General features: G+C 56.0%; 14 protein-coding genes, 2 rRNA genes and 1 riboswitch. Of the genes, 10 read left to right on the top strand and 6 right to left on the bottom strand.

Translation table 11 applies throughout. The annotated features are described in order from the left end of the window. From ACG0Z5_RS09310 to aceK, 6 genes are all read left to right on the top strand, one after another. Nucleotides 1–2,735 (top strand): 23S ribosomal RNA (locus tag ACG0Z5_RS09310); the annotation flags it as partial. A gap of 94 nt (nucleotides 2,736–2,829) precedes the next feature. Beyond that, a 5S ribosomal RNA gene (gene rrf / locus ACG0Z5_RS09305) occupies nucleotides 2,830–2,945 on the top strand. A gap of 201 nt (nucleotides 2,946–3,146) precedes the next feature. After that, nucleotides 3,147–4,076 (top strand): homoserine O-acetyltransferase MetA, encoded by a 930-nt coding sequence (gene metA / locus ACG0Z5_RS09300; RefSeq protein ID WP_394446649.1) that lies wholly within the window; start codon nucleotides 3,147–3,149, stop codon nucleotides 4,074–4,076. A gap of 266 nt (nucleotides 4,077–4,342) precedes the next feature. Then, nucleotides 4,343–5,944: a malate synthase A gene (gene aceB / locus ACG0Z5_RS09295; RefSeq protein WP_394446647.1), complete on the top strand. Its 1,602-nt coding sequence runs from the start codon at nucleotides 4,343–4,345 to the stop codon at nucleotides 5,942–5,944. Nucleotides 5,945–5,976: 32 nt separating this feature from the next. After that, on the top strand, nucleotides 5,977–7,281 hold the full coding sequence (gene aceA / locus ACG0Z5_RS09290) for an isocitrate lyase (protein WP_394446645.1): 1,305 nt from the start codon (nucleotides 5,977–5,979) through the stop codon (nucleotides 7,279–7,281). Between the two features lie 41 nt (nucleotides 7,282–7,322). After that, nucleotides 7,323–9,074, top strand: coding sequence for a bifunctional isocitrate dehydrogenase kinase/phosphatase (aceK, locus tag ACG0Z5_RS09285; protein ID WP_394446659.1), 1,752 nt, complete (start codon nucleotides 7,323–7,325; stop codon nucleotides 9,072–9,074). Here aceK and iclR read toward each other — a convergent pair. Then, the gene (gene iclR, locus ACG0Z5_RS09280) at nucleotides 9,028–9,864 is read right to left on the bottom strand and encodes a glyoxylate bypass operon transcriptional repressor IclR (protein WP_319627606.1); all 837 of its coding nucleotides are present in this window, start codon (nucleotides 9,862–9,864) and stop codon (nucleotides 9,028–9,030) included. The two genes, aceK and iclR, sit on opposite strands and share 47 nt — an antisense overlap. Before the next feature lie 182 nt (nucleotides 9,865–10,046). On the opposite strand from iclR, the gene metH reads away from it, so the two are divergent. The 3 genes from metH to rluF all read left to right on the top strand — a co-directional run bounded on the left by metH (nucleotide 10,047) and on the right by rluF (nucleotide 16,445). Next, nucleotides 10,047–13,730 carry a methionine synthase gene (gene metH / locus ACG0Z5_RS09275; RefSeq protein ID WP_394446642.1) on the top strand — a complete coding sequence of 1,228 codons (3,684 nt, stop codon included), beginning with the start codon at nucleotides 10,047–10,049 and terminating at the stop codon, nucleotides 13,728–13,730. 144 nt (nucleotides 13,731–13,874) lie between these two features. Beyond that, nucleotides 13,875–15,506 carry a Na/Pi cotransporter family protein gene (locus ACG0Z5_RS09270; protein WP_319627608.1) on the top strand — a complete coding sequence of 544 codons (1,632 nt, stop codon included), beginning with the start codon at nucleotides 13,875–13,877 and terminating at the stop codon, nucleotides 15,504–15,506. A 57-nt stretch (nucleotides 15,507–15,563) separates the two neighbouring features. Next, complete coding sequence (rluF, locus tag ACG0Z5_RS09265) at nucleotides 15,564–16,445, top strand: 23S rRNA pseudouridine(2604) synthase RluF (RefSeq protein ID WP_319627609.1); 882 nt, start codon at nucleotides 15,564–15,566, stop codon at nucleotides 16,443–16,445. A gap of 73 nt (nucleotides 16,446–16,518) precedes the next feature. Here the strand turns inward: rluF and ACG0Z5_RS09260 are convergent, their stop codons facing one another. The 4 genes from ACG0Z5_RS09260 to ACG0Z5_RS09245 all read right to left on the bottom strand — a co-directional run bounded on the left by ACG0Z5_RS09260 (nucleotide 16,519) and on the right by ACG0Z5_RS09245 (nucleotide 21,417). After that, complete coding sequence (locus ACG0Z5_RS09260) at nucleotides 16,519–16,791, bottom strand: DUF3811 domain-containing protein (protein ID WP_394446641.1); 273 nt, start codon at nucleotides 16,789–16,791, stop codon at nucleotides 16,519–16,521. 104 nt (nucleotides 16,792–16,895) lie between these two features. After that, a complete protein-coding gene (panS, locus tag ACG0Z5_RS09255) occupies nucleotides 16,896–17,837 on the bottom strand; it encodes a ketopantoate/pantoate/pantothenate transporter PanS (RefSeq protein ID WP_394446639.1) in 942 nt (313 codons plus the stop codon). A 96-nt stretch (nucleotides 17,838–17,933) separates the two neighbouring features. Beyond that, complete coding sequence (lysC, locus tag ACG0Z5_RS09250; RefSeq protein ID WP_394446637.1) at nucleotides 17,934–19,295, bottom strand: lysine-sensitive aspartokinase 3; 1,362 nt, start codon at nucleotides 19,293–19,295, stop codon at nucleotides 17,934–17,936. A gap of 81 nt (nucleotides 19,296–19,376) precedes the next feature. Further along, nucleotides 19,377–19,571, bottom strand: a riboswitch (Lysine riboswitch). Between the two features lie 58 nt (nucleotides 19,572–19,629). Further along, nucleotides 19,630–21,417 (bottom strand): cation:proton antiporter, encoded by a 1,788-nt coding sequence (locus ACG0Z5_RS09245; protein WP_394446636.1) that lies wholly within the window; start codon nucleotides 21,415–21,417, stop codon nucleotides 19,630–19,632. Between the two features lie 197 nt (nucleotides 21,418–21,614). Between ACG0Z5_RS09245 and pgi the strand changes: the two genes are divergently transcribed. Continuing rightward, on the top strand, nucleotides 21,615–23,264 hold the full coding sequence (pgi, locus tag ACG0Z5_RS09240) for a glucose-6-phosphate isomerase (RefSeq protein WP_394446635.1): 1,650 nt from the start codon (nucleotides 21,615–21,617) through the stop codon (nucleotides 23,262–23,264). Between the two features lie 71 nt (nucleotides 23,265–23,335). Here the strand turns inward: pgi and ACG0Z5_RS09235 are convergent, their stop codons facing one another. Next, nucleotides 23,336–24,751, bottom strand: coding sequence for an arabinose isomerase (locus ACG0Z5_RS09235; protein WP_394446634.1), 1,416 nt, complete (start codon nucleotides 24,749–24,751; stop codon nucleotides 23,336–23,338). Nucleotides 24,752–24,952 lie beyond the last annotated feature (201 nt).

Below are 24,952 nucleotides of genomic sequence, written 5' to 3'. Positions count from 1 at the left end.
GAGGCGAACCGGGGGAACTGAAACATCTAAGTACCCCGAGGAAAAGAAATCAACCGAGATTCCCCCAGTAGCGGCGAGCGAACGGGGAGCAGCCCAGAACCTGAATCAGCGTATGTGTTAATGGAACGGTCTGGAAAGTCCGGCGATACAGGGTGATAGCCCCGTACATGAAAATGCATGCGTTGTGAGTTCGAAGAGTAGGGCGGGACACGTGGTATCCTGTCTGAATATGGGGGGACCATCCTCCAAGGCTAAATACTCCTGACTGACCGATAGTGAACCAGTACCGTGAGGGAAAGGCGAAAAGAACCCCGGCGAGGGGAGTGAAAAAGAACCTGAAACCGTGTACGTACAAGCAGTGGGAGCCTTGATTTATCAGGGTGACTGCGTACCTTTTGTATAATGGGTCAGCGACTTATATTCTGTAGCAAGGTTAACCGAATAGGGGAGCCGAAGGGAAACCGAGTCTTAACTGGGCGTTAAGTTGCAGGGTATAGACCCGAAACCCGGTGATCTAGCCATGGGCAGGTTGAAGGTTGGGTAACACTAACTGGAGGACCGAACCGACTAATGTTGAAAAATTAGCGGATGACTTGTGGCTGGGGGTGAAAGGCCAATCAAACCGGGAGATAGCTGGTTCTCCCCGAAAGCTATTTAGGTAGCGCCTCGTGAACTCATCTTCGGGGGTAGAGCACTGTTTCGGCTAGGGGGTCATCCCGACTTACCAACCCGATGCAAACTACGAATACCGAAGAATGTTATCACGGGAGACACACGGCGGGTGCTAACGTCCGTCGTGAAGAGGGAAACAACCCAGACCGCCAGCTAAGGTCCCAAAGTCATAGTTAAGTGGGAAACGATGTGGGAAGGCCCAGACAGCCAGGATGTTGGCTTAGAAGCAGCCATCATTTAAAGAAAGCGTAATAGCTCACTGGTCGAGTCGGCCTGCGCGGAAGATGTAACGGGGCTAAACTATGCACCGAAGCTGCGGCAGCGACACTATGTGTTGTTGGGTAGGGGAGCGTTCTGTAAGCCGTTGAAGGTGTGCTGTGAGGCATGCTGGAGGTATCAGAAGTGCGAATGCTGACATAAGTAACGATAATGCGGGTGAAAAACCCGCACGCCGGAAGACCAAGGGTTCCTGTCCAACGTTAATCGGGGCAGGGTGAGTCGACCCCTAAGGCGAGGCCGAAAGGCGTAGTCGATGGGAAACAGGTTAATATTCCTGTACTTGGTGTTACTGCGAAGGGGGGACGGAGAAGGCTATGTTATCCGGGCGACGGTTGTCCCGGTTTAAGCATGTAGGCGGAGAGTTTAGGTAAATCCGGACTCTTGTTAACGCTGAGGTGTGATGACGAGGTACTACGGTACTGAAGTAACAGATGCCCTGCTTCCAGGAAAAGCCTCTAAGCATCAGGTAACACGAAATCGTACCCCAAACCGACACAGGTGGTCAGGTAGAGAATACCAAGGCGCTTGAGAGAACTCGGGTGAAGGAACTAGGCAAAATGGTGCCGTAACTTCGGGAGAAGGCACGCTGATGTGTAGGTGAAGCCCCTGCGGGTGGAGCTGAAATCAGTCGAAGATACCAGCTGGCTGCAACTGTTTATTAAAAACACAGCACTGTGCAAACACGAAAGTGGACGTATACGGTGTGACGCCTGCCCGGTGCCGGAAGGTTAATTGATGGGGTTATCCTCAGGGAGAAGCTCTTGATCGAAGCCCCGGTAAACGGCGGCCGTAACTATAACGGTCCTAAGGTAGCGAAATTCCTTGTCGGGTAAGTTCCGACCTGCACGAATGGCGTAATGATGGCCAGGCTGTCTCCACCCGAGACTCAGTGAAATTGAACTCGCTGTGAAGATGCAGTGTACCCGCGGCAAGACGGAAAGACCCCGTGAACCTTTACTATAGCTTGACACTGAACACTGGTCCTTGATGTGTAGGATAGGTGGGAGGCTTTGAAGTGTGGACGCCAGTCTGCATGGAGCCAACCTTGAAATACCACCCTTTAATGGCTGGTGTTCTAACGTAGACCCGTAATCCGGGTTGCGGACAGTGTCTGGTGGGTAGTTTGACTGGGGCGGTCTCCTCCCAAAGAGTAACGGAGGAGCACGAAGGTTAGCTAATCCTGGTCGGACATCAGGAGGTTAGTGCAATGGCATAAGCTAGCTTGACTGCGAGAGTGACGGCTCGAGCAGGTGCGAAAGCAGGTCATAGTGATCCGGTGGTTCTGAATGGAAGGGCCATCGCTCAACGGATAAAAGGTACTCCGGGGATAACAGGCTGATACCGCCCAAGAGTTCATATCGACGGCGGTGTTTGGCACCTCGATGTCGGCTCATCACATCCTGGGGCTGAAGTAGGTCCCAAGGGTATGGCTGTTCGCCATTTAAAGTGGTACGCGAGCTGGGTTTAGAACGTCGTGAGACAGTTCGGTCCCTATCTGCCGTGGGCGCTGGAGAATTGAGGGGGGCTGCTCCTAGTACGAGAGGACCGGAGTGGACGCATCACTGGTGTTCGGGTTGTCATGCCAATGGCATTGCCCGGTAGCTAAATGCGGAAAAGATAAGTGCTGAAAGCATCTAAGCACGAAACTTGCCCCGAGATGAGTTCTCCCTGACTCCTTGAGAGTCCTGAAGGAACGTTGAAGACTACGACGTTGATAGGCTGGGTGTGTAAGCGTAGCGATACGTTGAGCTAACCAGTACTAATGAACCGTGAGGCTTAACCTTACAACGCCGAAGCTGTTTTGGCGGTGAGAGACGATATTCAGCTTGATAACAGATTAACCGGAGTGCCCGAAGGGCATTGTGGTAACAGAATTTGCCTGGCGGCAACAGCGCGGTGGTCCCACCTGACCCCATGCCGAACTCAGAAGTGAAACGCCGTAGCGCCGATGGTAGTGTGGGGTCTCCCCATGCGAGAGTAGGGAACTGCCAGGCATCAAATAAGCAACAGAGCCTCATGCGAAAGCATGAGGCTTTTTTGCATCTGTACACTCTCAAAAAAAATCTCCCCACCCTCTTCATTTCGTGAAACTTTCTCACCTTCCACTTGCAGACTCGACATTTTGCTCAAATCTGGGTATCTTCAGCTATCTGGATGTCTAAACGTGTAAACGTATGCTGTGAGGTAATAAGGTTATGCCGATTAGGGTGCAGGACGAGCTGCCAGCCGTCAATTTCTTGCGTGATGAAAACGTCTTTGTAATGACGGCCTCCCGTGCCACAAATCAGGAAATTCGTCCGCTGAAGGTGTTGATCCTCAACCTGATGCCGAAAAAAATAGAAACCGAAAATCAGTTTCTTCGCCTGCTGTCGAACTCACCGTTGCAGGTTGACGTCCAGCTGCTGCGCATCGATGCCCGAGAATCGCGAAACACCCCCACAGAGCACCTCAACAATTTCTACTGTAATTTCGAAGACATCTGTAACGACAATTATGATGGCCTGATTGTCACCGGCGCGCCGCTCGGCCTGGTGGAGTTCAACGATGTGGCCTACTGGCCGCAGATAAAACAGGTGCTGGACTGGGCAAAAGATCACGTCACCTCGACGCTTTTTGTCTGTTGGGCGGTGCAAGCGGCACTGAATATTCTGTACGGCATCCCGAAGCAAACCCGCACTGAAAAGCTGTCTGGCGTCTACGAACACCATATTCTGCACCCGCACGCGTTACTGACTCGCGGCTTTGATGATTCGTTCCTCGCCCCTCATTCACGTTACGCTGACTTCCCAGCCACCATTATCCGAGACTACACAGATCTCGATATCCTGGCAGAAACGGAAGACGGTGACGCTTATTTGTTTGCCAGCAAAGACAAACGCATCGCCTTCGTAACAGGGCATCCGGAATACGATGCGCATACGCTAGCCAGTGAATTTTTCCGTGACCAGGAAGCGGGACTTTCGCCTGACATACCGTACAACTATTTCCCGAAAAACGATCCGCAAAATAAACCTCGGGCAACCTGGCGTAGTCATGGCAACCTGCTGTTCATCAACTGGCTGAACTATTACGTCTACCAGATCACACCATACGATCTGCGCCATATGAATCCAACGCTGGAGTAATCTCCCGCTCTGGCGATCGTAAAGCGATTCAGCTCTCCAAATCAGGCACCTTCGGGTGCCTTTTTTATTTCCGAAAACGGAACCAAATCACGATCAAACTTTAATCTCATTGTTATCAATAAGTTAATTAATGTTTAAATTGAAAATGGAAATTGGTTTTGATTTTAGAAATTTATTGCGTAGGCTTAACTGAGCTGAACGAAAACTATCCAACGATCTTCGTTCGCTTTGGGAAATGACTTTGGAAAACGACGAGGAGCCGCGCAATGACACAACAGGCAACAACTACCGAAGAACTGGCCTTTAGCCAACCGTTTGGCGAGCAGGAACTACAGATCCTGACTCCGGAAGCGATCGAGTTTTTGAGCGAACTGGCGACGCGCTTTACATCTAAGCGGAACAAGCTCCTGGCCGCTCGCACCCAGCAACAGCAGGAAATCGATCGCGGTAATCTTCCTGATTTTATTTCGGAAACGGATTCCATTCGAAACTCAGAGTGGAAAATCCGCGGTATCCCTCAGGATCTTCTCGACCGTCGGGTGGAGATCACCGGGCCGGTCGAACGCAAAATGGTGATTAACGCGCTGAATGCCAACGTTAAAGTGTTCATGGCTGATTTCGAAGACTCGCTGGCACCTAACTGGGAGAAGGTCATCGACGGGCAAATTAACCTGCGCGATGCGGTGAACGGCACCATCAGCCATACCAACGAGGCCGGAAAGATTTATCAGCTTAAGCCCGATCCGGCGGTACTGGTCTGCCGGGTGCGTGGTCTTCATCTGCCCGAGAAACACGTGACATGGCGCGGAGAAGCCATTCCGGGCAGCCTGTTTGATTTCGCACTCTACTTTTTCCACAACCATAAAAACCTGCTGGCTAAAGGCAGCGGCCCATATTTTTACTTACCGAAAACGCAGGCCTGGCAGGAAGCGGCCTGGTGGAGCGAAGTGTTCAGCTACACCGAAGACCGGTTCAGTCTGCCGCGTGGGACCATCAAAGCCACGCTGCTGATTGAAACCCTTCCGGCCGTGTTCCAGATGGACGAAATCCTGCACGCATTACGCGACCATATCGTCGGCCTGAACTGCGGCCGCTGGGATTACATTTTCAGCTATATCAAAACGTTGAAGAACCATCCCGATCGCGTCCTGCCAGACCGACAAGTGGTCACGATGGATAAACCGTTCCTCAGCGCCTATTCGCGTCTGCTAATCAAAACCTGCCATAAGCGTGGCGCCTTCGCGATGGGGGGCATGGCGGCGTTCATTCCGAGCAAAGACGCAACCCGCAACGCGCAGGTGCTGAACAAGGTGAAAGCGGACAAAGCGCTGGAAGCCAATAACGGTCATGACGGTACGTGGATAGCGCATCCGGGCCTGGCTGATACGGCGATGGCGGTCTTCAACGAGGTGCTGGGCGATAACCCCAACCAGCTGTTTGTGACCCGTGACGATGACGCCCCAATTACCGCCGAGCAGCTGTTGGCCCCGTGCGAGGGTGAGCGCACCGAAGAAGGCATGCGCGCCAACATTCGTGTAGCGGTGCAATACATCGAGGCGTGGATCTCCGGCAACGGCTGTGTGCCGATTTATGGCCTGATGGAAGATGCCGCCACAGCGGAAATCTCCCGCACCTCAATCTGGCAATGGATCCACCACCAGAAAACGCTCAGCAACGGCAAGCCGGTTACCAAAGCGCTGTTCCGTCAGATGCTGGGGGAAGAATTGCGGGTTGTGCAGGACGAACTCGGCGAGCATCGCTTCAGCAGCGGTCGCTTCGAGGAAGCTGCGCGCCTGATGGAGCAAATCACCACCGCCGATGAACTCGTCGATTTCTTAACGCTGCCCGGCTATCGCCTGCTGGCCTAAACCACCCGATAATAAAAATGGAGCATCTGCCAATGAAAACCCGTACCCAACAAATCGAAGACGTAAAACAGGAATGGACGAACCCACGCTGGGAAGGCATTAGCCGCCCGTACAGCGCGGAAGAGGTGGTGAAATTACGCGGCTCGGTGAATCCGGAATGCACGCTGGCGCAGCGTGGGGCGGCGAAAATGTGGCGCTTGCTGCATGGCGAATCGAAAAAAGGGTACGTGAATAGCCTTGGCGCACTGACCGGTGGTCAGGCGTTACAGCAGGCGAAAGCGGGTATCGAAGCAGTGTATCTCTCCGGCTGGCAGGTCGCGGCAGATGCCAACCTGGCGTCCAGTATGTACCCGGATCAATCTCTCTACCCGGCGAACTCGGTGCCGTCAGTGGTGGACAGGATCAACAACACTTTCCGTCGCGCGGATCAGATCCAATGGGCGTCGGGCATTGAGCCCAACGATCCGCGCTTTATCGACTACTTCCTGCCGATCGTGGCGGATGCGGAAGCCGGTTTTGGCGGCGTGCTCAACGCATTTGAGCTGATGAAGTCGATGATTGAAGCGGGTGCGGCGGCAGTTCACTTTGAAGACCAACTGGCCTCGGTGAAGAAATGTGGTCACATGGGCGGCAAAGTGCTGGTGCCGACCCAGGAAGCCATTCAGAAGCTGGTAGCAGCACGTTTGGCTGCTGACGTTCTGGGCGTGCCGACGCTGCTGATTGCCCGCACCGATGCGGACGCCGCGGATTTAATCACCTCCGACTGCGACCCATATGACAGCGAATTTATTACCGGGGAGCGGACCAGTGAAGGCTTCTACCGCACTCACGCTGGCATCGAACAGGCGATCAGCCGTGGCCTGGCCTACGCGCCGTATGCTGATTTGGTCTGGTGCGAAACCTCTACGCCGGACATCGACCTGGCGCGTCGCTTCGCCGAGGCTATCCATGCGAAATACCCGGGCAAACTGCTGGCCTATAACTGTTCGCCATCGTTTAACTGGAAGAAAAATCTGGATGATAAAACCATCGCCAGCTTCCAGCAGCAGCTGTCGGAGATGGGCTACAAGTACCAGTTCATCACCCTGGCGGGGATCCATAGCATGTGGTTCAACATGTTTGACCTGGCCCATGCGTATGCGCAGGGTGAAGGCATGCGTCACTATGTTGAAAAAGTGCAGCAGCCGGAATTCGAATCCGCCAAAGAAGGCTACACCTTTGCCTCGCACCAGCAGGAAGTGGGCACCGGTTACTTCGACAAAGTCACGACCATCATTCAGGGCGGCACCTCTTCAGTTACCGCACTGACCGGCTCAACGGAAGAATCACAGTTCTGATTATTTTCCCCTCCCGGCAAGGAGAGGGCATGGGAGGGGAAATGACGCGTGGTCTCGAATTGTTAATCGCCCAAACCATCCTGCAAGGCTTTGATGCGCAGTATGGCCGCTTTCTGGAAGTGACGTCCGGGGCGCAGCAGCGTTTTGAGCAAGCAGACTGGCATGCGGTTCAGCTGGCGATGAAGCAGCGCATCCATCTTTACGATCATCACGTCGGTCTGGTGGTGGAACAGCTGCGCTGCATCACCGAGGGCAAAAACCCGGCGGCTGAGTTTTTACTGCGGGTGAAAGAGCATTACACCGCTCTGTTGCCTGATTACCCTCGCTTTGAAATTGCCGAAAGCTTTTTTAACTCTGTGTATTGTCGGTTATTTGACCACCGCTCGCTGACTCCCGAGCGGCTTTTTATTTTCAGCTCTCAGCCAGAGCGCCGCTTTCGCACCATTCCGCGCCCGCTGGCGAAAGATTTTTGGCCTGAAAAAGGTTGGCAAACGCTGCTTACCCGAATGCTCAGCGATCTACCGCTGCGTCTGCCGTGGCAGGACAAAGCGCGCGACGTGGGCTATATCCTGGCGCATCTGACTGACACGTTCGGCAGTGATGTGCTGTGCGAATCGCACCTGCAGGTCGCTAACGAATTGTTTTATCGCAATAAAGCCGCCTGGCTGGTTGCCAAACTGAATACTCCGCAGGGTGTGGTGCCATTGCTCCTGCCGATTCACCGCAGCGATGAAGGTGAGTTGTTCGTCGATACCTGCCTGACCACCAGCGCCGAGGCCAGCATCGTTTTTGGCTTCGCCCGTTCCTATTTTATGGTGTATGCCCCGCTACCCGCGGCGCTAGTCGAATGGCTGCGGGAAATTCTACCGGGCAAAACCACCGCCGAGCTGTACATGGCAATTGGCTGCCAGAAGCACGGCAAAACGGAAAGCTACCGGGAATATCTGACCTATATCCGCCAGGCCGATGAACAGTTTATCGAAGCGCCGGGCATTCGCGGGATGGTGATGCTGGTGTTCACGCTGCCCGGGTTCGACCGGGTATTTAAGGTGATCAAAGACCGCTTCGCGCCGCAAAAAGAGATGAGCGAGGCGCATGTACGTGCCTGCTATCAGCTGGTCAAAGAGCACGACCGCGTGGGCCGAATGGCGGACACTCAGGAGTTTGAGAACTTCGTCCTCGAAAAGCGGCAGATTTCCCCGGCGTTACTCGCTTTGCTGTGGCAGGAAGTGCCGCAGAAAATTACCGATCTCGGTGATCGGATTGCCATCAGCCATCTCTACATCGAACGGCGTATGGTGCCGTTGAATCTCTGGCTGGAGCAGGTGAGCGGCCAGCAGTTGCGCGATGCGGTGGAAGAGTACGGTAACGCGATTCGCCAACTGGCGGCGGCCAATGTCTTCCCCGGCGATATGCTGTTCAAAAACTTTGGCGTGACCCGCCACGGACGGGTGGTGTTCTACGACTACGATGAAATTTGCTACATGACGGAAGTGAATTTCCGCGATATTCCGCCGCCGCGTTGCCCCGAAGATGAGCTGGCCAGCGAGCCGTGGTACAGCGTTTCTCCAGGAGATGTGTTCCCGGAAGAGTTTCGCCACTGGCTGTGCGCTGATGCCCGCATTGGGCCGCTGTTTGAGGAGATGCACGCCGACCTGCTGCGCGCCGATTACTGGCGCGGCTTACAAAGCCGCATCCGTGATGGTCATGTGGAAGATGTTTTTGCGTATCGCAAACGCCAACGTTTTAGCGTGTGCCACCAAACGCCAGCGTCACTTCTTTCGCCGCCTTAATCACCAGCGCCCCCAGCTCGGTTACCCGATCGTCGGTCACCCGGGAAATCGGTCCGGAAATGGAGATCGCCGCGAACGGCTCGTGGTGCTCATCGTAGATGCAGGCCGCCACGCAGCGCAGGCCGAGGGCGTGTTCTTCGTCGTCAAAGGAGTAGCCGCGCTTGCGGATCTGCGCCAAATCTTCCTTCAGATGCACCGGCGACACTAGCGTCGCATGGGTATACGCATTCAGACCTTTGCGATGCAGTAACCCGCTCACCTGCTCGTCATTCAGTTGGGATAAAAACGCCTTACCCGCACCGGAGGCATGCATCGGCAGTTTACCGCCAATCGGCGCAGACATGCGCATCAGCTGGGTACACTGTACCTGGTCGATAATGATGGCCTGATGATCGCCCTGATCGAGCACCGCCAGATTGACGGTTTCACCCGAGTCTTCCATCAGCTTGCGCAGAATAGGATGAACAATTGCCAGCAAGTTGCGGCTTTGCAAGAAACTGCTGCCGACGATGAAGGCATGTGCCCCTACCGTCCAGTGCCCCAAATCCCCGGTCTGGCGAACGAATCCCAGCTGCTGCATGGTGGTCAGTAAGCGATGGGTGGTGGAATTTGGCAGGCCCGCCTGCTGCGCCAGTTCGGTTAGCGCCACGCTGCCGTGCGACTCAGCAATCGATTCCAGTAATTTGAGACCGCGGGTCAGCGACTGAACCTGGCCGGTGGGCTGAGGGGCCGCTGCAGTGGCAGCAGCGCGCGGTTTTTTACCGCGTTTCGCGGGAACAGGTGCAACCATGACAGTCTCCATTTTCTGTATCGTGGAAATCATTTTCGTTTTATTTGATTATAATGCAACCGTTATCAGAACTGATCGGAGCAGTGGTAGTGAACATCTCTCATGTTCCGTGTGGCTCTCTTTTCCGCGCTGGTTGATTATGCCACTATGGCTTGTTGATTAGAGCGTTGTCGGGAGTCCGCGTGAGCACCATCGTTGAACAGCTAAAGCAGCAATTAAAAGACCGAATCCTGGTTCTGGACGGGGGCATGGGCACCATGATCCAGAGCTATCGCCTGAACGAAGAAGACTACCGTGGCGAACGCTTCGCTGACTGGCCCTGCGATCTCAAGGGCAACAACGACCTGTTGGTGCTGAGCAAACCAGAGGTGATTGCCGCCATCCACAACGCCTATTTCGAGGCCGGGGCAGACATCGTCGAGACCAACACCTTTAACTCGACGACGATTGCCATGGCTGACTACCAGATGGAATCGCTGTCGGCGGAAATTAACTTCGTGGCGGCGAAACTGGCCCGTGCCTGCGCCGACGAATGGACCGCTCGCACACCGCACAAACCACGCTACGTTGCCGGGGTACTCGGCCCGACTAACCGCACGGCTTCAATTTCCCCTGACGTCAACGATCCGGCATTTCGTAACGTGACCTTCGATCAGCTGGTGGCTGCCTATCGTGAATCGACCAAAGCGCTGGTGGAAGGCGGCTCCGACCTGATCCTTATCGAAACCGTCTTCGACACGCTCAACGCCAAAGCGGCCATCTACGCGGTGAAAGAAGAGATGGAAGCGCTGGGCGTCGACCTGCCGGTGATGATTTCTGGCACCATCACCGATGCCTCGGGCCGCACGCTGTCCGGGCAAACCACCGAAGCATTTTATAACTCGCTGCGCCACGCCGATGCGCTGTCGTTTGGTCTGAACTGTGCATTAGGGCCTGATGAGCTGCGTCAGTACGTGCAGGAGCTGTCGCGCATCGCCGAATGCTACGTCACCGCGCACCCGAACGCCGGGCTGCCGAATGCCTTTGGTGAATACGATCTCGATGCTGATACCATGGCGGCGCAAATTCGCGAATGGGCAGAGTCAGGCTTCCTGAATATCGTCGGTGGCTGCTGTGGCACCACGCCGGAACACATCGCGGCGATGAGCCGTGCGGTGGAAGGCCTTACGCCTCGCCAACTGCCTGAGCTGCCCGTCGCCTGTCGTCTGGCGGGCCTTGAGCCATTGAATATCGGTGCCGAGAGCCTGTTTGTGAACGTCGGCGAACGGACTAACGTCACCGGTTCCGCCAAATTCAAACGCCTGATCAAAGAAGAGAAATACGCCGAAGCGCTGGAAGTGGCCCTTCAGCAGGTGGAAAGCGGCGCGCAAATCATCGACATCAACATGGACGAAGGGATGCTCGACGCCGAAGCGGCGATGGTGCGTTTCCTGAACCTGATTGCCGGTGAGCCCGATATTGCCCGGGTACCTATCATGATTGACTCCTCGAAATGGGACGTTATCGAGAAAGGCCTGAAGTGCATTCAGGGCAAAGGCATCGTGAACTCCATCTCGATGAAAGAGGGCGTCGAGGCCTTCATCCATCATGCCAAAAAAGTCCGTCGCTACGGTGCTGCCGTTGTGGTCATGGCATTTGATGAAGTGGGCCAGGCCGACACCCGCGCGCGTAAAATCGAAATTTGCCGTCGCGCCTATAAGATCCTCACCGAAGAGGTGGGCTTCCCACCGGAAGACATCATTTTCGACCCCAACATTTTCGCCGTAGCCACCGGCATCGAAGAGCACAACAACTATGCGCAGGACTTCATCGGCGCCTGTGAGGACATCAAACGCGAGCTGCCGCACGCGCTGATTTCCGGTGGGGTCTCCAACGTGTCGTTCTCGTTCCGTGGTAACGACCCGGTGCGTGAAGCCATACACGCGGTATTCCTCTACTACGCCATCCGAAATGGGATGGACATGGGTATCGTCAACGCCGGACAGCTGGCTATTTACGACGACTTGCCCGCCGAACTGCGCGATGCGGTGGAGGATGTCATCCTCAACCGTCGCGATGACAGCACCGAGCGTCTGCTGGACCTGGCTGAAAAATACCGGGGGAGCAAATCTGATGACGCCGTTAACACCCAGTTGGCCGAATGGCGCAGCTGGGATGTGAGAAAGCGCCTCGAATATTCGCTGGTGAAAGGCATCACCGAATTTATCGAACTCGATACTGAAGAAGCCCGCCAGCAGGCGGCGCGTCCGATTGAGGTTATCGAAGGTCCGTTGATGGACGGCATGAATGTGGTCGGCGACCTGTTCGGCGAGGGCAAAATGTTCCTGCCGCAGGTGGTGAAATCGGCCCGCGTGATGAAGCAGGCGGTGGCTTATCTGGAACCGTACATCGAAGCCAGCAAAGAGAAAGGGTCGACCAACGGCAAAATGGTCATCGCTACCGTCAAGGGCGACGTGCATGACATCGGTAAAAATATCGTTGGCGTGGTGCTGCAGTGCAACAACTACGAGATTATCGATCTTGGCGTGATGGTGCCAACCGACAAAATCCTCAAAACCGCGCGTGAAGTGAATGCCGACCTGATTGGCCTGTCCGGGTTGATCACTCCGTCGCTCGACGAAATGGTTAACGTGGCGAAAGAGATGGAACGCCAGGGCTTCACCATTCCGCTGCTGATAGGTGGCGCAACGACCTCGAAAGCGCACACGGCGGTGAAAATCGAGCAGAACTACAGCGGTCCGACGGTGTATGTGCAGAACGCCTCGCGCACCGTGGGCGTGGTGTCGGCGTTGCTTTCCGCGACCCAGCGCGATGATTTTATCGCCCGCACCCGTCAGGAATATGAAACGGTACGCATCCAGCACGCGCGTAAAAAACCGCGCACGCCGCCGGTGTCATTGCAGGCGGCGCGCGACAACGATCTGGCCTTCGACTGGGCCAGCTACACGCCGCCGGTAGCGCATCGTCTCGGCGTACAGGCAGTCACGGCCAGCATCGAAACGCTGCGCAACTACATCGACTGGACGCCGTTCTTCATGACCTGGTCGCTGGCAGGCAAATATCCGCGCATCCTCGAAGATGAGGTGGTGGGGGAAGAGGCCAAACGCCTGTTTGCCGATGCCAACGAGATGCTCGATAAACTCAGTGCGGAAAAATCGCTTAACCCGCGTGGGGTCGTGGGGCTGTTCCCGGCCAACCGCGTTGGCGACGACATCGAAATCTATCGCGATGAAACCCGCACGCATGTACAGGCGGTCAGCCGTCATCTGCGCCAGCAGACCGAAAAAGTCGGCTTCGCTAACTACTGTCTGTCTGATTTTGTGGCACCGAAACTGTCCGGAAAAGCGGATTATATTGGCGCGTTCGCGGTTACCGGTGGGCTGGAGGAAGACGCGCTGGCGGAGGCGTTCGACGCGCAGCACGACGACTACAACAAGATTATGATCAAAGCGATTGCCGACCGTCTGGCGGAAGCCTTCGCTGAATATCTGCACGAGCGGGTGCGTAAGGTGTACTGGGGTTATGCGGCCAATGAAAACCTCAGCAATGAGGAACTCATTCGCGAGAACTACCAGGGGATTCGCCCGGCACCGGGTTATCCGGCGTGCCCGGAGCACACTGAAAAAGCGACCATCTGGCAGCTGCTGGACACCGAAACTCACACCGGTATGAAACTCACCGAATCGTACGCCATGTGGCCTGGAGCCTCAGTCTCCGGCTGGTACTTCAGTCATCCGGACAGCAAGTACTATGCCGTGGCGCAAATCCAGCGCGATCAGGTTGAGGACTACGCTTTACGTAAAGGCATGAGTGTCGCAGAAGCCGAGCGCTGGCTGGCCCCGAACCTGGGCTATGACGCCGACTGATTCATAAAACTGTCATCTTTCCTTACAACAAACGAGGCACCCTGAGGGTGCCTTGTCTCTTTATTGAAGCGAAACCCTTATACTGAAAGTGGGTGAGGACACCTGTCCCGTAAAAACGTATAACGATAAGGAGATAACAAACCCGTGCTGACTTTGTTACATCTGCTTTCCGCCGTGGCGCTCCTGGTCTGGGGCACACACATCGTACGTACCGGCGTAATGCGTGTTTTCGGCGCACGCTTGCGCACCGTACTCAGCCGCAGCGTTGAAAAGAAACCGCTCGCCTTCTGTGCGGGCATTGGCGTGACCGCGCTGGTGCAGAGCAGTAATGCCACCACCATGCTGGTCACCTCCTTCGTCGCGCAAGACTTAGTGGCGCTGACGCCTGCGTTGGTCATCGTGCTCGGCGCAGATGTCGGTACCGCGCTGATGGCGCGCGTGCTGACCTTCGATCTCTCCTGGCTTTCACCGCTGCTGATTTTTGTCGGGGTGATTTTCTTCCTCGGACGTAAGCAAACGCGAGCCGGACAGTTAGGGCGCGTGGGGATTGGCCTCGGCCTGATCCTACTGGCGCTGGAGCTGATTGTTCAGGCCGTCCATCCGATAACGCAAGCCAATGGCGTGCAGGTCATTTTCGCCTCGCTGACCGGCGACATCATGCTCGATGCGCTGATCGGCGCGCTGTTTGCCGTTATCACCTACTCAAGCCTGGCCGCCGTACTGCTGACCGCGACCTTAACGGCGACCGGCGTGATTTCCTTCCCGGTAGCGCTGTGTCTGGTTATCGGTGCCAACCTCGGATCCGGCCTGCTGGCGATGCTCAACAACAGCACCGCCAATGCTGCCGCCCGTCGGGTAGCGCTCGGCAGTCTGCTGTTCAAGCTGGTGGGCAGTTTAATCGTGCTGCCGTTTGTGCATATCCTGGCCGACGTAATGGCCCGTCTGCCGGTGGCGAAATCTGAACTGGTTATCTATTTCCACGTGTTCTACAACCTGCTCCGCTGTCTGGCGATGGTGCCGTTCGCTGAGCCGATGGCCCGCTTCTGCAAGCGTATTATTGTGGAGGTGCCGGAGCTGGATGCCCGACTTAAACCGAAACATCTCGATCCGACCGCACTGGATACGCCGACCCTGGCGCTGGCCAACGCCGCCCGCGAAACGCTGCGCATTGGTGATGCGATGGAAAACATGATGACCGGCCTGCACAAGGTTATCCACGGTGAGCCGCGCGAAGATAAAGAGCTGCGCAAAATCGCCGATGACGTCAACGTGTTGTATACCGCCATCAAGCTGTATCTGGCGCGAATGCCAAAAGATGAACTGGCGGAGGAGGAGTCACGTCGCTGGGCGGAAATCATCGAGATGTCGCTCAACCTTGAGCAGGCCTCCGACATTATCGAACGCATGGGCAGTGAAATTGCCGACAAATCGCTGGCCGCGCGCCGGGCGTTTTCGCTGGAAGGGCTGAAAGAGTTGGATGCGTTGTACGATCAACTGCTCAGTAACCTACAGCTGGCGATGTCGGTATTTTTCTCCGGTGACCTCGACAGCGCCCGCCGTCTGCGTCGTAACAAGCACCGTTTCCGCATCATGAACCGACGCTTTTCGCACGCGCACGTCGACAGGCTGCATCAGCAAAACGTGCAAAGTATCGAAACCAGTTCACTGCACCTGGGGCTGCTCGGCGACATGAAACGTTTGAACTCGCTGTTCTGCGCCGTGGCCTACAGCGTCATGGAGCAGCCGGATGAAGATGATGACCGCGACGATTATTGACGCGCTGTTTTCTAAGGCTATCGGCCTTTGGTATAGTTCGCGCATACAGGAGAAACTATGCTGCCGACTCAATCCATCCGATTAAATAAATACATCAGCGAAAGTGGCATCTGCTCACGTCGTGACGCCGACCGCTACATCGAACAGGGAAACGTGTTCATCAACGGTAAACGTGCCGCCATTGGCGATCAGGTGGTGGCAGGCGACGTCGTGAAGGTCAACGGTCAGCTTATCGAGCCGCGTCAGGAAGACGATTTGGTGTTAATCGCATTGAATAAACCGGTCGGCATCGTCAGCACCACTGAGAACGGCGAAAAGGATAACATCGTCGATTTCGTCAACCACAGCAGCCGCGTGTTCCCGATTGGCCGCCTGGACAAAGACTCGCAGGGCCTGATTTTCCTCACCAACGATGGCGACCTGGTGAACAAAATCCTCCGTGCAGGCAACGACCATGAAAAAGAATATCTGGTGACGGTGAACAAACCGGTGACCGATGATTTCATTCTGGGAATGGGCAAGGGGGTGCCGATCCTCGGGACGGTGACGAAAAAGTGTAAGGTCAAGAAAGAAGGGCCGTTCACTTTCCGCATCACGCTGGTTCAGGGCCTGAACCGTCAAATCCGCCGTATGTGCGAGCATTTTGGCTTTGACGTCACCAAGCTGGAACGTACGCGCATTATGAACGTCAGCCTGAAAGGCTTACCGCTGGGGGAATGGCGTGACCTTACCGACGATGAATTGATTGAGCTGTTTAAGCTGATTGAGAATTCGTCCTCGGAAGCCAAACCGGCAAAAGCCAAGGCCAAACCGAAAACGGCGGCTACGCCTGCGAAGAAACCTGCCAGCAGCGCGGGTAAAAACATGGCGAAAACCCCAGCGGAACTGGCGAACCGTAAACGCTTTGCGTCACCAGGCCGTAAGAAAAAAGGGCGTTAATCCATTCAGTACCACAGACAGAAATGCCGGGATAATCCCGGCATTTTTGATTCTTCCATAGGCTTTATGGCGCTTAGCGTCTTCCTCGCGGCCCGGTGCTGGCAGTCCAGGTGAAGGTCGCTTCTTTATCGACTTTGTAGGCCTGATTTTTCTTTAACTGGCGGGCTTTCTTGGCCGCAGCTTCTCGTTCGACCATCAGCTTGTCGATGTACTCTTTTTTGACGCTGTTGTTTTCCGCGTTAGTCAGTGTGCGCCCGTGGGCGATACGGGCGCGATCGAGGAGGGTTTTCAGCTCGCGTTGTTCTTTCTCGGTCATGTCCTGCTGGGTCAGACGTGAAATTGCCATGATGAAACCTCCAAAGAATTGTGCCCTGAGTGTACCGCACAACGGGACAATGCGCCTTCGTCTTATGAGTGCATGACGATATTAGTCGGCATGCACTGAAAACATTAATTCTCTTTCGCTACCGCAATCTGCTCTTTCTCGACCGGTTTGCCCGACCAGTATCCCGCCAGCAGCGACCCGGACAGGTTGTGCCAAACAGAGAACAGCGCACCCGGCAGGGCGGCGAGCGGGCCGAAGTAGATTTTACCCAGCGCGGCGGCAAGGCCGGAGTTCTGCATCCCGACTTCAATCGCCAGCGTACGGCAGGTCGATTCGTCAAAGCCGAACAGGCGTCCACCCCAGTAGCCGCCGAGCAGGCCGAGGGTGTTGTGCAGGATAACCGCCACAATCACCACAAAACCGACCGACGCGATATGCGATGCGGAACCCGCCACCACGGCGCTGATGATGGCCAGAATACACACCATCGAGAACGCGGGCAGATACGGCTCCACCGCTTTGACCACGCGCGGCAGCAGATGATGAACCACCAGGCCCAGCGCAATTGGGATCACTACGATTTGCAGAATGCTGAGCAGCATCCCCATCACATCAACCTGAATATGAGTATCAACGTACAGCCGCGTCAGCAGTGGAGTAGCAATCACGCCCACCAGGGTGGAGACCGACGAGATGGTCACCGACAGCGCGACATCGCCCTTCGCCAGAAAAATCATCACGTTCGACGCCGTGCCGCTGGCCACGCTGCCGACCAGCACCATGCCGGCAGAGAGCTCCGGTGGCATGTGGAACAGCATCGCCAGCAGCCACGCCGCGAGCGGCATCACCAAATAGTGAAGGAAAATTCCCGCCGCAACCGGGGCCGGACGCGACAGCACGCGTTTGAAGTCATCGAGTTTCAGGTGGACACCCATGCCGAACATGATAAGCATCAGCAGGGTAGTGACCCATGGGCCAATCGACGTAAAGGTGGTCGGTGTTTTATAGGCGAGTACGGAGAGCAGCACCGCCCAGAGCGGGAACAGCCGCGTGAGGATAGCGAGCATGATGGTTTCCTTGCGATAGTGTTGTGTTGTATTTATAGGTATAAAAAAGCCGGGTTCGAGCCCGGCTATAGGTATTGTTTATCCTGCTCAGGATGATTATTCAAACAAATTATGATGAAGTTTTCGCACGACTTCTTCCGCTTCAGCACCCGGTACCAGGAAGCACAGGTTATGGCTGGATGCGCCGTAGCAAATCATGCGGATGTTGAACGGGTCGAGCACGCCAAACACCTCTTTGCCGACGCCACAGGCTTTCGACAGGTCATTACCAATCAGCGCCACCAGGGCCAGGTTCTCTTCCACTTCCACGCGGCACAGCGCAGACAGCTCAATCAGCAGCGACTGCGTCAACAGGGTTTCGCTGGTGGCGGTCGAACCGGTGGTGTCGAGAGTCAGGGCGATGCTCACTTCGGAGGTGGTTATCAGATCGACCGAAATATTATGGCGCGCCAGAATACCAAACACTTCAGCCAGGAAGCCGCGGGAGTGCAGCATGTTCAGGCTATGCAGGGTCACCAGGGTTTGCTTGCGGCGCAGGGCCAGCGCGCGGAACAGCGGCGGATTAACGGTTTTATTGCACACCAGCGTGCCGCCCGCTTTTGGATCTTTGCTGGAGCCGACAAACACCGGAATGTCGCTGCGTACGGCAGGCAGCAGCGTCGCCGGATGCAGCACTTTCGCCCCAAAGGTCGCCAGTTCAGCGGCTTCTTCAAAGGCAATTTCGTCGATGCGATGCGCGGCAGGCACCACCCGCGGGTCGGTGGTGTAGATGCCCGGTACATCGGTCCAGATATCGACGCGAGAGGCGTGCAGCGCTTCGCCCAGCAGAGCGGCGGTGTAGTCGCTGCCGCCCCGGCCAAGCGTGGTGGTGCGACCTTTGGCTTCACTGCCGATAAAGCCCTGGGTGATCACCAGACCTTCAGCCAGACGCGGGGCGAGTTGTTGAGCAGAGAGTTCCGCCAGGGCAGCAACGTCCGGCTCGGCGCGACCAAAGCGATCGCTGGTGCGCATCACTTTACGCACGTCAAACCACTGCGCCGGGATATGACGCTCGCGCAGGATTTCTACGAACAGCAGGGTAGACATCAGTTCGCCGTGGCTCACCAGCTCATCGGTCAGCGCCGTTGAGTGGGCCAGCGAAGCGGCTTCTGCCAGGGTAGTAATGTTCTCCAGCAGGCGTTCCACTTCTTCGCGGATAACGTTCGGGTTCTGCAAACGGTCCAGAATATCGAACTGAATTTTACGCAGCGCGTCGAGTTTAACGAAACGTTCGGTGGATTCGAGGCCTTCCGCCAGAGCAACCAGCAGATTTGTGACCCCCGCTGAGGCGGAAAGGACGACCAGGCGTGCGCCGGAATCGGAGAGCACCACATCGGCGCTGCGGTTCATGGCTTCGTAATCGGCTACGCTGGTTCCGCCAAATTTGGCGACGACGAGCGGGGATAGAACATCTGTCATAAAAACCTCGTGTCAGGGAATTAAATTCTCAGCCTTGGCACAAGGAAAGAGCGGAAGGGTAGACGTAGAGAAAGCTACAGTTCACCCAGAAGCGCTCCACCTTGTGAAGCGCCCGACTGCGGGTCGCTTCCGGTGACAGCCCAGAGGATTCAGCCTCTGTAGCCGATAGTGAACACTGCCAGATGCTCTGCTATCTCGGCATCGCTCCCCATAAAGTGTTTTCGCAGGACTGGCTCCTCAAACACTTCGCCTGGGCGATGCTCCTCTTCTGGCCTGCGCACGGGTGCGCAGGTAGGGGTTAATAAATAAAGGGTTCCGGGGGGTGTTGTCAACGTTACGATGATGTCGATTTTTCATTTTCAACAATTGCCACCAACGTACACGGCAACGGTGGGGTCTGGTGGCTGTTCATCGTCATCAATACCCCATCCTCTTTGCGGGCAAACAGCGGTGTTGCGCCGGGGTTCGCGTTCCGATAATCCTCCCAGCCAAAATTCTCATTCAGGCGTGTAACTTTCACCACCGCCCCTTTGGCCAGCAGGCTGCTGAGCCGCGCCCAGGTCAGCTCTTTATCAAACAACCGTTCATGGCGTGTCTCGGTTTCACTGCGGCCTTTAGTTGCCGGGCCAGTACGAATCGAGAACACCCGGTTTTCGCCGAAGATGTGTTTGAAATGCAGCACCGCGAGCGCATTTTGATGGCGGTTAGGCGAGAGGGCGATCACCTGGCGCGTCTCGCTCAGATTGAGGAAGTTCTCGGCATGTTCCGACCAGACGTTGCCGTAATAGGTCGGCAGCCCTTCCATCCGCGCCAGGCGATAATATTCCCAGCTGTTGTCGCTAAGCTGCACCGGAATATCGAGTTTTTTCAGCGCTTGCGCCAGGGTACGCGCCACGGTATTTGCGCCGACAATCAAAATGCCGCGTGGTTTACGCTGCTGCACCCCGAGCAGACGCGCCAGCCAGCCGCTGGTCAGGCTTTGCAGCACCACGGTGCCGATGATAATGGCGAAGACCACCGTCACCAGCTGGTCGGCGCCGTCATAGCCCTTTTGTTGCAGCGTCAGGGCGAACAGTGAGCTGACCGCCGCGGCCACAATCCCGCGCGGGGCAATCCAGCACAGCAGCAGCTTTTCACGCCAGTGAAGAGAGGAGCGGTAGGTCGAGGCCAGAATACACAGCGGACGGGCGATGAACTGCACCACCAGTAATAGCCCCAACAGCGGCCAGCCCATTGCCCACAGGGCCTGAATATCCAGCCGTGCGGCCAGAATGATAAACAGCGCCGACAGCAGAATAGCGGAAAGTTCTTCTTTGAACTCAACGATATCCGTGGTTTCGACCTCTTTCATATTGGCGAGCCAAATGCCGAGTACCGTCACCGCCAGCAGGCCGGATTCATCGGCGAGGGTGTTAGACAGCCCGAAGGTCAGCAGCACAATCGCCAGCACCGCAAAGTTTTGCAGATAGCCCGGGAGCCAGCCGCGCTTTAGCGCATTGCCGAGCAGGAAACCGAAAATTCCGCCGCTGACCAGCCCGACGACCAGCGTCTGCGCCAGCATCAGCAGCAGGTGGAGGCCACCACCGGAGACATCCTTGAGGGTGATAAATTCAAACACCATCAGGGTGAAGATCGCGCCAACCGGATCGATGACGATGCCTTCCCAGCGCAGCACCTGGTTAATGGACGAGGACGGGCGCACCACCCGCATCAGCGGGGCGATCACCGTCGGGCCGGTAACCACCGTCACCGCGCCTATCAGGGCGGAAATTTGCGGCGTCAGGCCGAGAATGCCCCAGCAGGCCAGTGAGATGACGGCAAACGTAATCAGCATCCCGACGGTGACCAGATTGCGCACCACGCCGCCGAGCCCGCGAATTTCGTCAACGCGTAGCGTCAGTGCGCCTTCGAACAGAATGATCGCCACCGACAGCGACACCAGCGGAAACAGCAGCGAGCCGAACAGCAGGTCGGGTTGCAGAATGTGCAGCCCCGGGCCAAGCCCTACGCCAATCAGCAGCAGTGGCAGAATCGCGGGGATGCGTAAACCCCAAGCCAGCCACTGGGCCAGCAGGGAGGCGATAGCGATGATCACCAATAGAAACGGGACAGGCAGTTCCATTTTTTCTCTTTATCCTCAATAACGTGGGCGGTTGAACCCGTCTAACGGCAGTATGCACAGAGTATAAACAAGACTGTTGGTAACAGAGCCCTCCCGGTGCGTAAGAAATCGCTGAATGACACAAAAATCATCACAAAAACCGTCGCAGGCGCTACAATCGAGCGAAGTCACATTTTTCAAATCAGAAGAGTATTGCTATGAAAAACATCAATCCAACGCAGACCTCTGCCTGGCAGGCATTACAGAAACATTATGATGAAATGAAGGACGTGTCGATTGCCGACCTGTTCGCGAAAGATGGCGACCGTTTCGCCAAATTCTCCGCGACGTTCGACGATCTGATGCTGGTGGATTTCTCCAAAAACCGCATCACTGAAGAGACGCTGAGCAAGCTGCAGGCGCTGGCGAAAGAGACCGATCTGGCCGGTGCCATTAAGTCGATGTTCTCAGGCGAGAAGATCAACCGTACCGAAGACCGTGCGGTGCTGCACGTTGCGCTGCGTAACCGCAGCAACACCCCGATTATCGTTGACGGCAAAGACGTGATGCCGGAAGTGAACGCGGTGCTGGAAAAGATGAAGCATTTCTCAGAAGCGATCATCTCCGGTAGCTGGAAAGGCTACACCGGCAAAGCCATCACCGACGTAGTGAACATCGGTATCGGCGGCTCTGATTTAGGTCCGTTCATGGTGACCGAGGCGCTGCGCCCGTACAAAAATCACCTGAACATGCACTTCGTGTCTAACGTCGATGGCACCCACATCGCTGAAGTGCTGAAGGGCGTGAATCCGGAAACGACCCTGTTCCTGGTGGCTTCTAAAACCTTCACCACCCAGGAAACCATGACCAACGCCCACAGCGCGCGCGACTGGTTCCTGAAAACCGCCGGTGACGAAAAACACGTGGCGAAACACTTCGCGGCGCTCTCCACCAACGGTAAAGCGGTTGGTGAGTTCGGGATCGACACTGCCAACATGTTCGAGTTCTGGGACTGGGTCGGCGGTCGTTATTCCCTGTGGTCGGCGATTGGTCTGTCGATCATCCTCTCCGTTGGCTACGACAACTTCGTTGAGCTGCTGTCCGGCGCGCATGCGATGGATAAACACTTCTCCACCACCCCGGCTGAGAAAAACCTGCCGGTGCTGTTGGCGCTGATCGGTATCTGGTACAACAACTTCTTCGGGGCTGAAACCGAAGCTATCCTGCCGTATGACCAGTACATGCACCGCTTCGCGGCGTATTTCCAGCAGGGCAACATGGAATCCAACGGTAAATACGTTGACCGTAACGGCAACGCGGTGGATTACCAGACTGGGCCAATCATCTGGGGCGAACCGGGCACTAACGGTCAGCACGCGTTCTATCAGCTGATTCACCAGGGCACCAAAATGGTACCGTGCGATTTCATCGCCCCGGCTATCACCCACAATCCGCTGTCTGACCACCATCCGAAGCTGCTGTCTAACTTCTTCGCCCAGACCGAAGCGCTGGCGTTTGGTAAAGCGCGTGACGTGGTTGAGCAGGAATATCGCGATCAGGGTAAAGATCCGGCCACCCTGGATCACGTGGTACCGTTCAAAGTGTTCGAAGGCAACCGTCCAACCAACTCCATCCTGCTGCGTGAGATTACTCCGTTCAGCCTCGGCGCGCTGATTGCGCTGTATGAACACAAAATCTTCACCCAGGGCGCGATCCTCAACATCTTCACCTTTGACCAGTGGGGCGTTGAATTGGGCAAACAGCTGGCGAACCGTATTCTGCCAGAACTGGCCGACGGCAAAGACGTCAGCAGCCATGACAGTTCGACCAACGGTTTGATTAACCGTTATAAGTCCTGGCGCGGCTAAACAAACCGTCACGGCTTGCACGGGCCTACAAGATCGTAGGCCCGGTAAGCGAAGCGCCACCGGGCGATAACTCAGGCTATCCGCAGACTCCTTATTCCCAGTAGTTTCGCGATAGCCTCTATTTTTTCCCCGACGTGACCCATACCTATCGCGCAATGATGCGCCGGACCCCCTTCGCACCAGCGACGGGTGAACTCCCGGGCAGAGAGCGAAAACCGATAGTGGCTGTTGGTGTTACCGATATCCAGTACCTCGCCCGGCACCGCTTCCCCTTCGGCATATTGCAGCGTCACGCTGCCGTCGCAATGTTCTACCACCGATAAAAAGGTCACTGGCCCCGGGGCGACCGTCATTTGAATCGACACCCCTTTGCCTGGCTTGCCGTGATACACCGGCAACGGCACCAGCCGCACTTTCTCCGTCGACATCAGCGGATGCGCGGGCCCATCGTGACCCCATTGCACGGTGTCACCCTCAAAATCAATGCCGTAAGGCTCCGAGAACGATCCGCCCGCCTTTAACAGGCTGAGGATTTTCATGGCGATCACATTCTTGATTTCGCACTCGCCCGCCACCGGAATATCCCGTGCGGTGAGGAGCGTATTGCCGAGGATCACCGAGGTAATACTGTTTTCCTCCGGCGAACCGGATGCGCCTTCGTAGTAATACGCCATCGCGCCGAGTTGATGGCGCGCCACCAGTTTATCCAGCGCCACCGAAGTACTAATGGCGCGATGCAGCTCAAATTCTTCACAGGCCGGGTCGACGTTGAGCGCCGCGAACACCTGCTCGCGCTTGTGCTGGCGCTCGGTGTCCGTGATCGGCGAGGCGGCCAGCTCGCAGACTTCCAGTACCTTAAAACGCACGCCGAATTTGGCCGACAGGTTGGTCATGTTGGAATAGACGTCAACCATGCCGTTGTAGTAATGCCCGAGCACGCCGATATGAGTGGTTTTCAGCGTCTTGACGGTTCTGGCTGCGTCGAGCCAGCTGGCGATTTCCTGCCATGCCTGCGGATCGTCGAGATATCCCGGCACCAGCGTGTAGCTGATGTTAGCGCGTTGAAACACGTTCACCAGCTCCGGGGCGCTACAGGCCTGGCAGTGCGCCAGCCATTGTCCGGTACGCTCCCCGCGATCTTCGCGCTGATTGATAGTGGCGCATGGCACTTTTTTCTCTGGCTGCAACGCCAGAATCAGCACCGGCACCTTGAGCTGCTGCACCAGCGGCAGCACCGTCGAGCTCAGGGCGTAGGTGGTGATGTACAGCACCAGTGCATCAACGTTTTGACGGGCAAACACCTCGGCGGCGTTATCCATGCAGTGTGGATTATCAACCAGCCCGGCGTTGATCACCGTGACCTCCCGCTGTTGCAACTGGTTATCGACCCGCCCGAGATAGCCGACGAGCTGCTCGCGCAGGCCATCAAACTGCGGCCAGTAGGTATCCAGACCAATGCCGAACAAACCAACGGTAAATGCTTTCATGAGACGTTCCTGGGAAAAGTGCGAGGGAGTGGGGTCACTTTACGCAGGGGGGTGGGGGAAAACCTGTCGCTGATGGACAGCGCAAAGTAGGGCGTGGCAATACCACCGAGGATTGCCTTAGACGGATCGCATAATAGTTATTCCGTTCGTGAACAAAGATTAATTTCCCCCGAAAACTGCAGGGAATAATGCGGAGATGAC

The sequence above is a fragment of the Scandinavium sp. M-37 genome, assembly GCF_043558715.1.
GTDB classification, from domain to species: domain Bacteria; phylum Pseudomonadota; class Gammaproteobacteria; order Enterobacterales; family Enterobacteriaceae; genus Scandinavium; species Scandinavium vulneris_A.
Note: the sequence above shows the minus strand (reverse complement) of the source record. Positions and strands in the feature narration are given on the sequence as shown.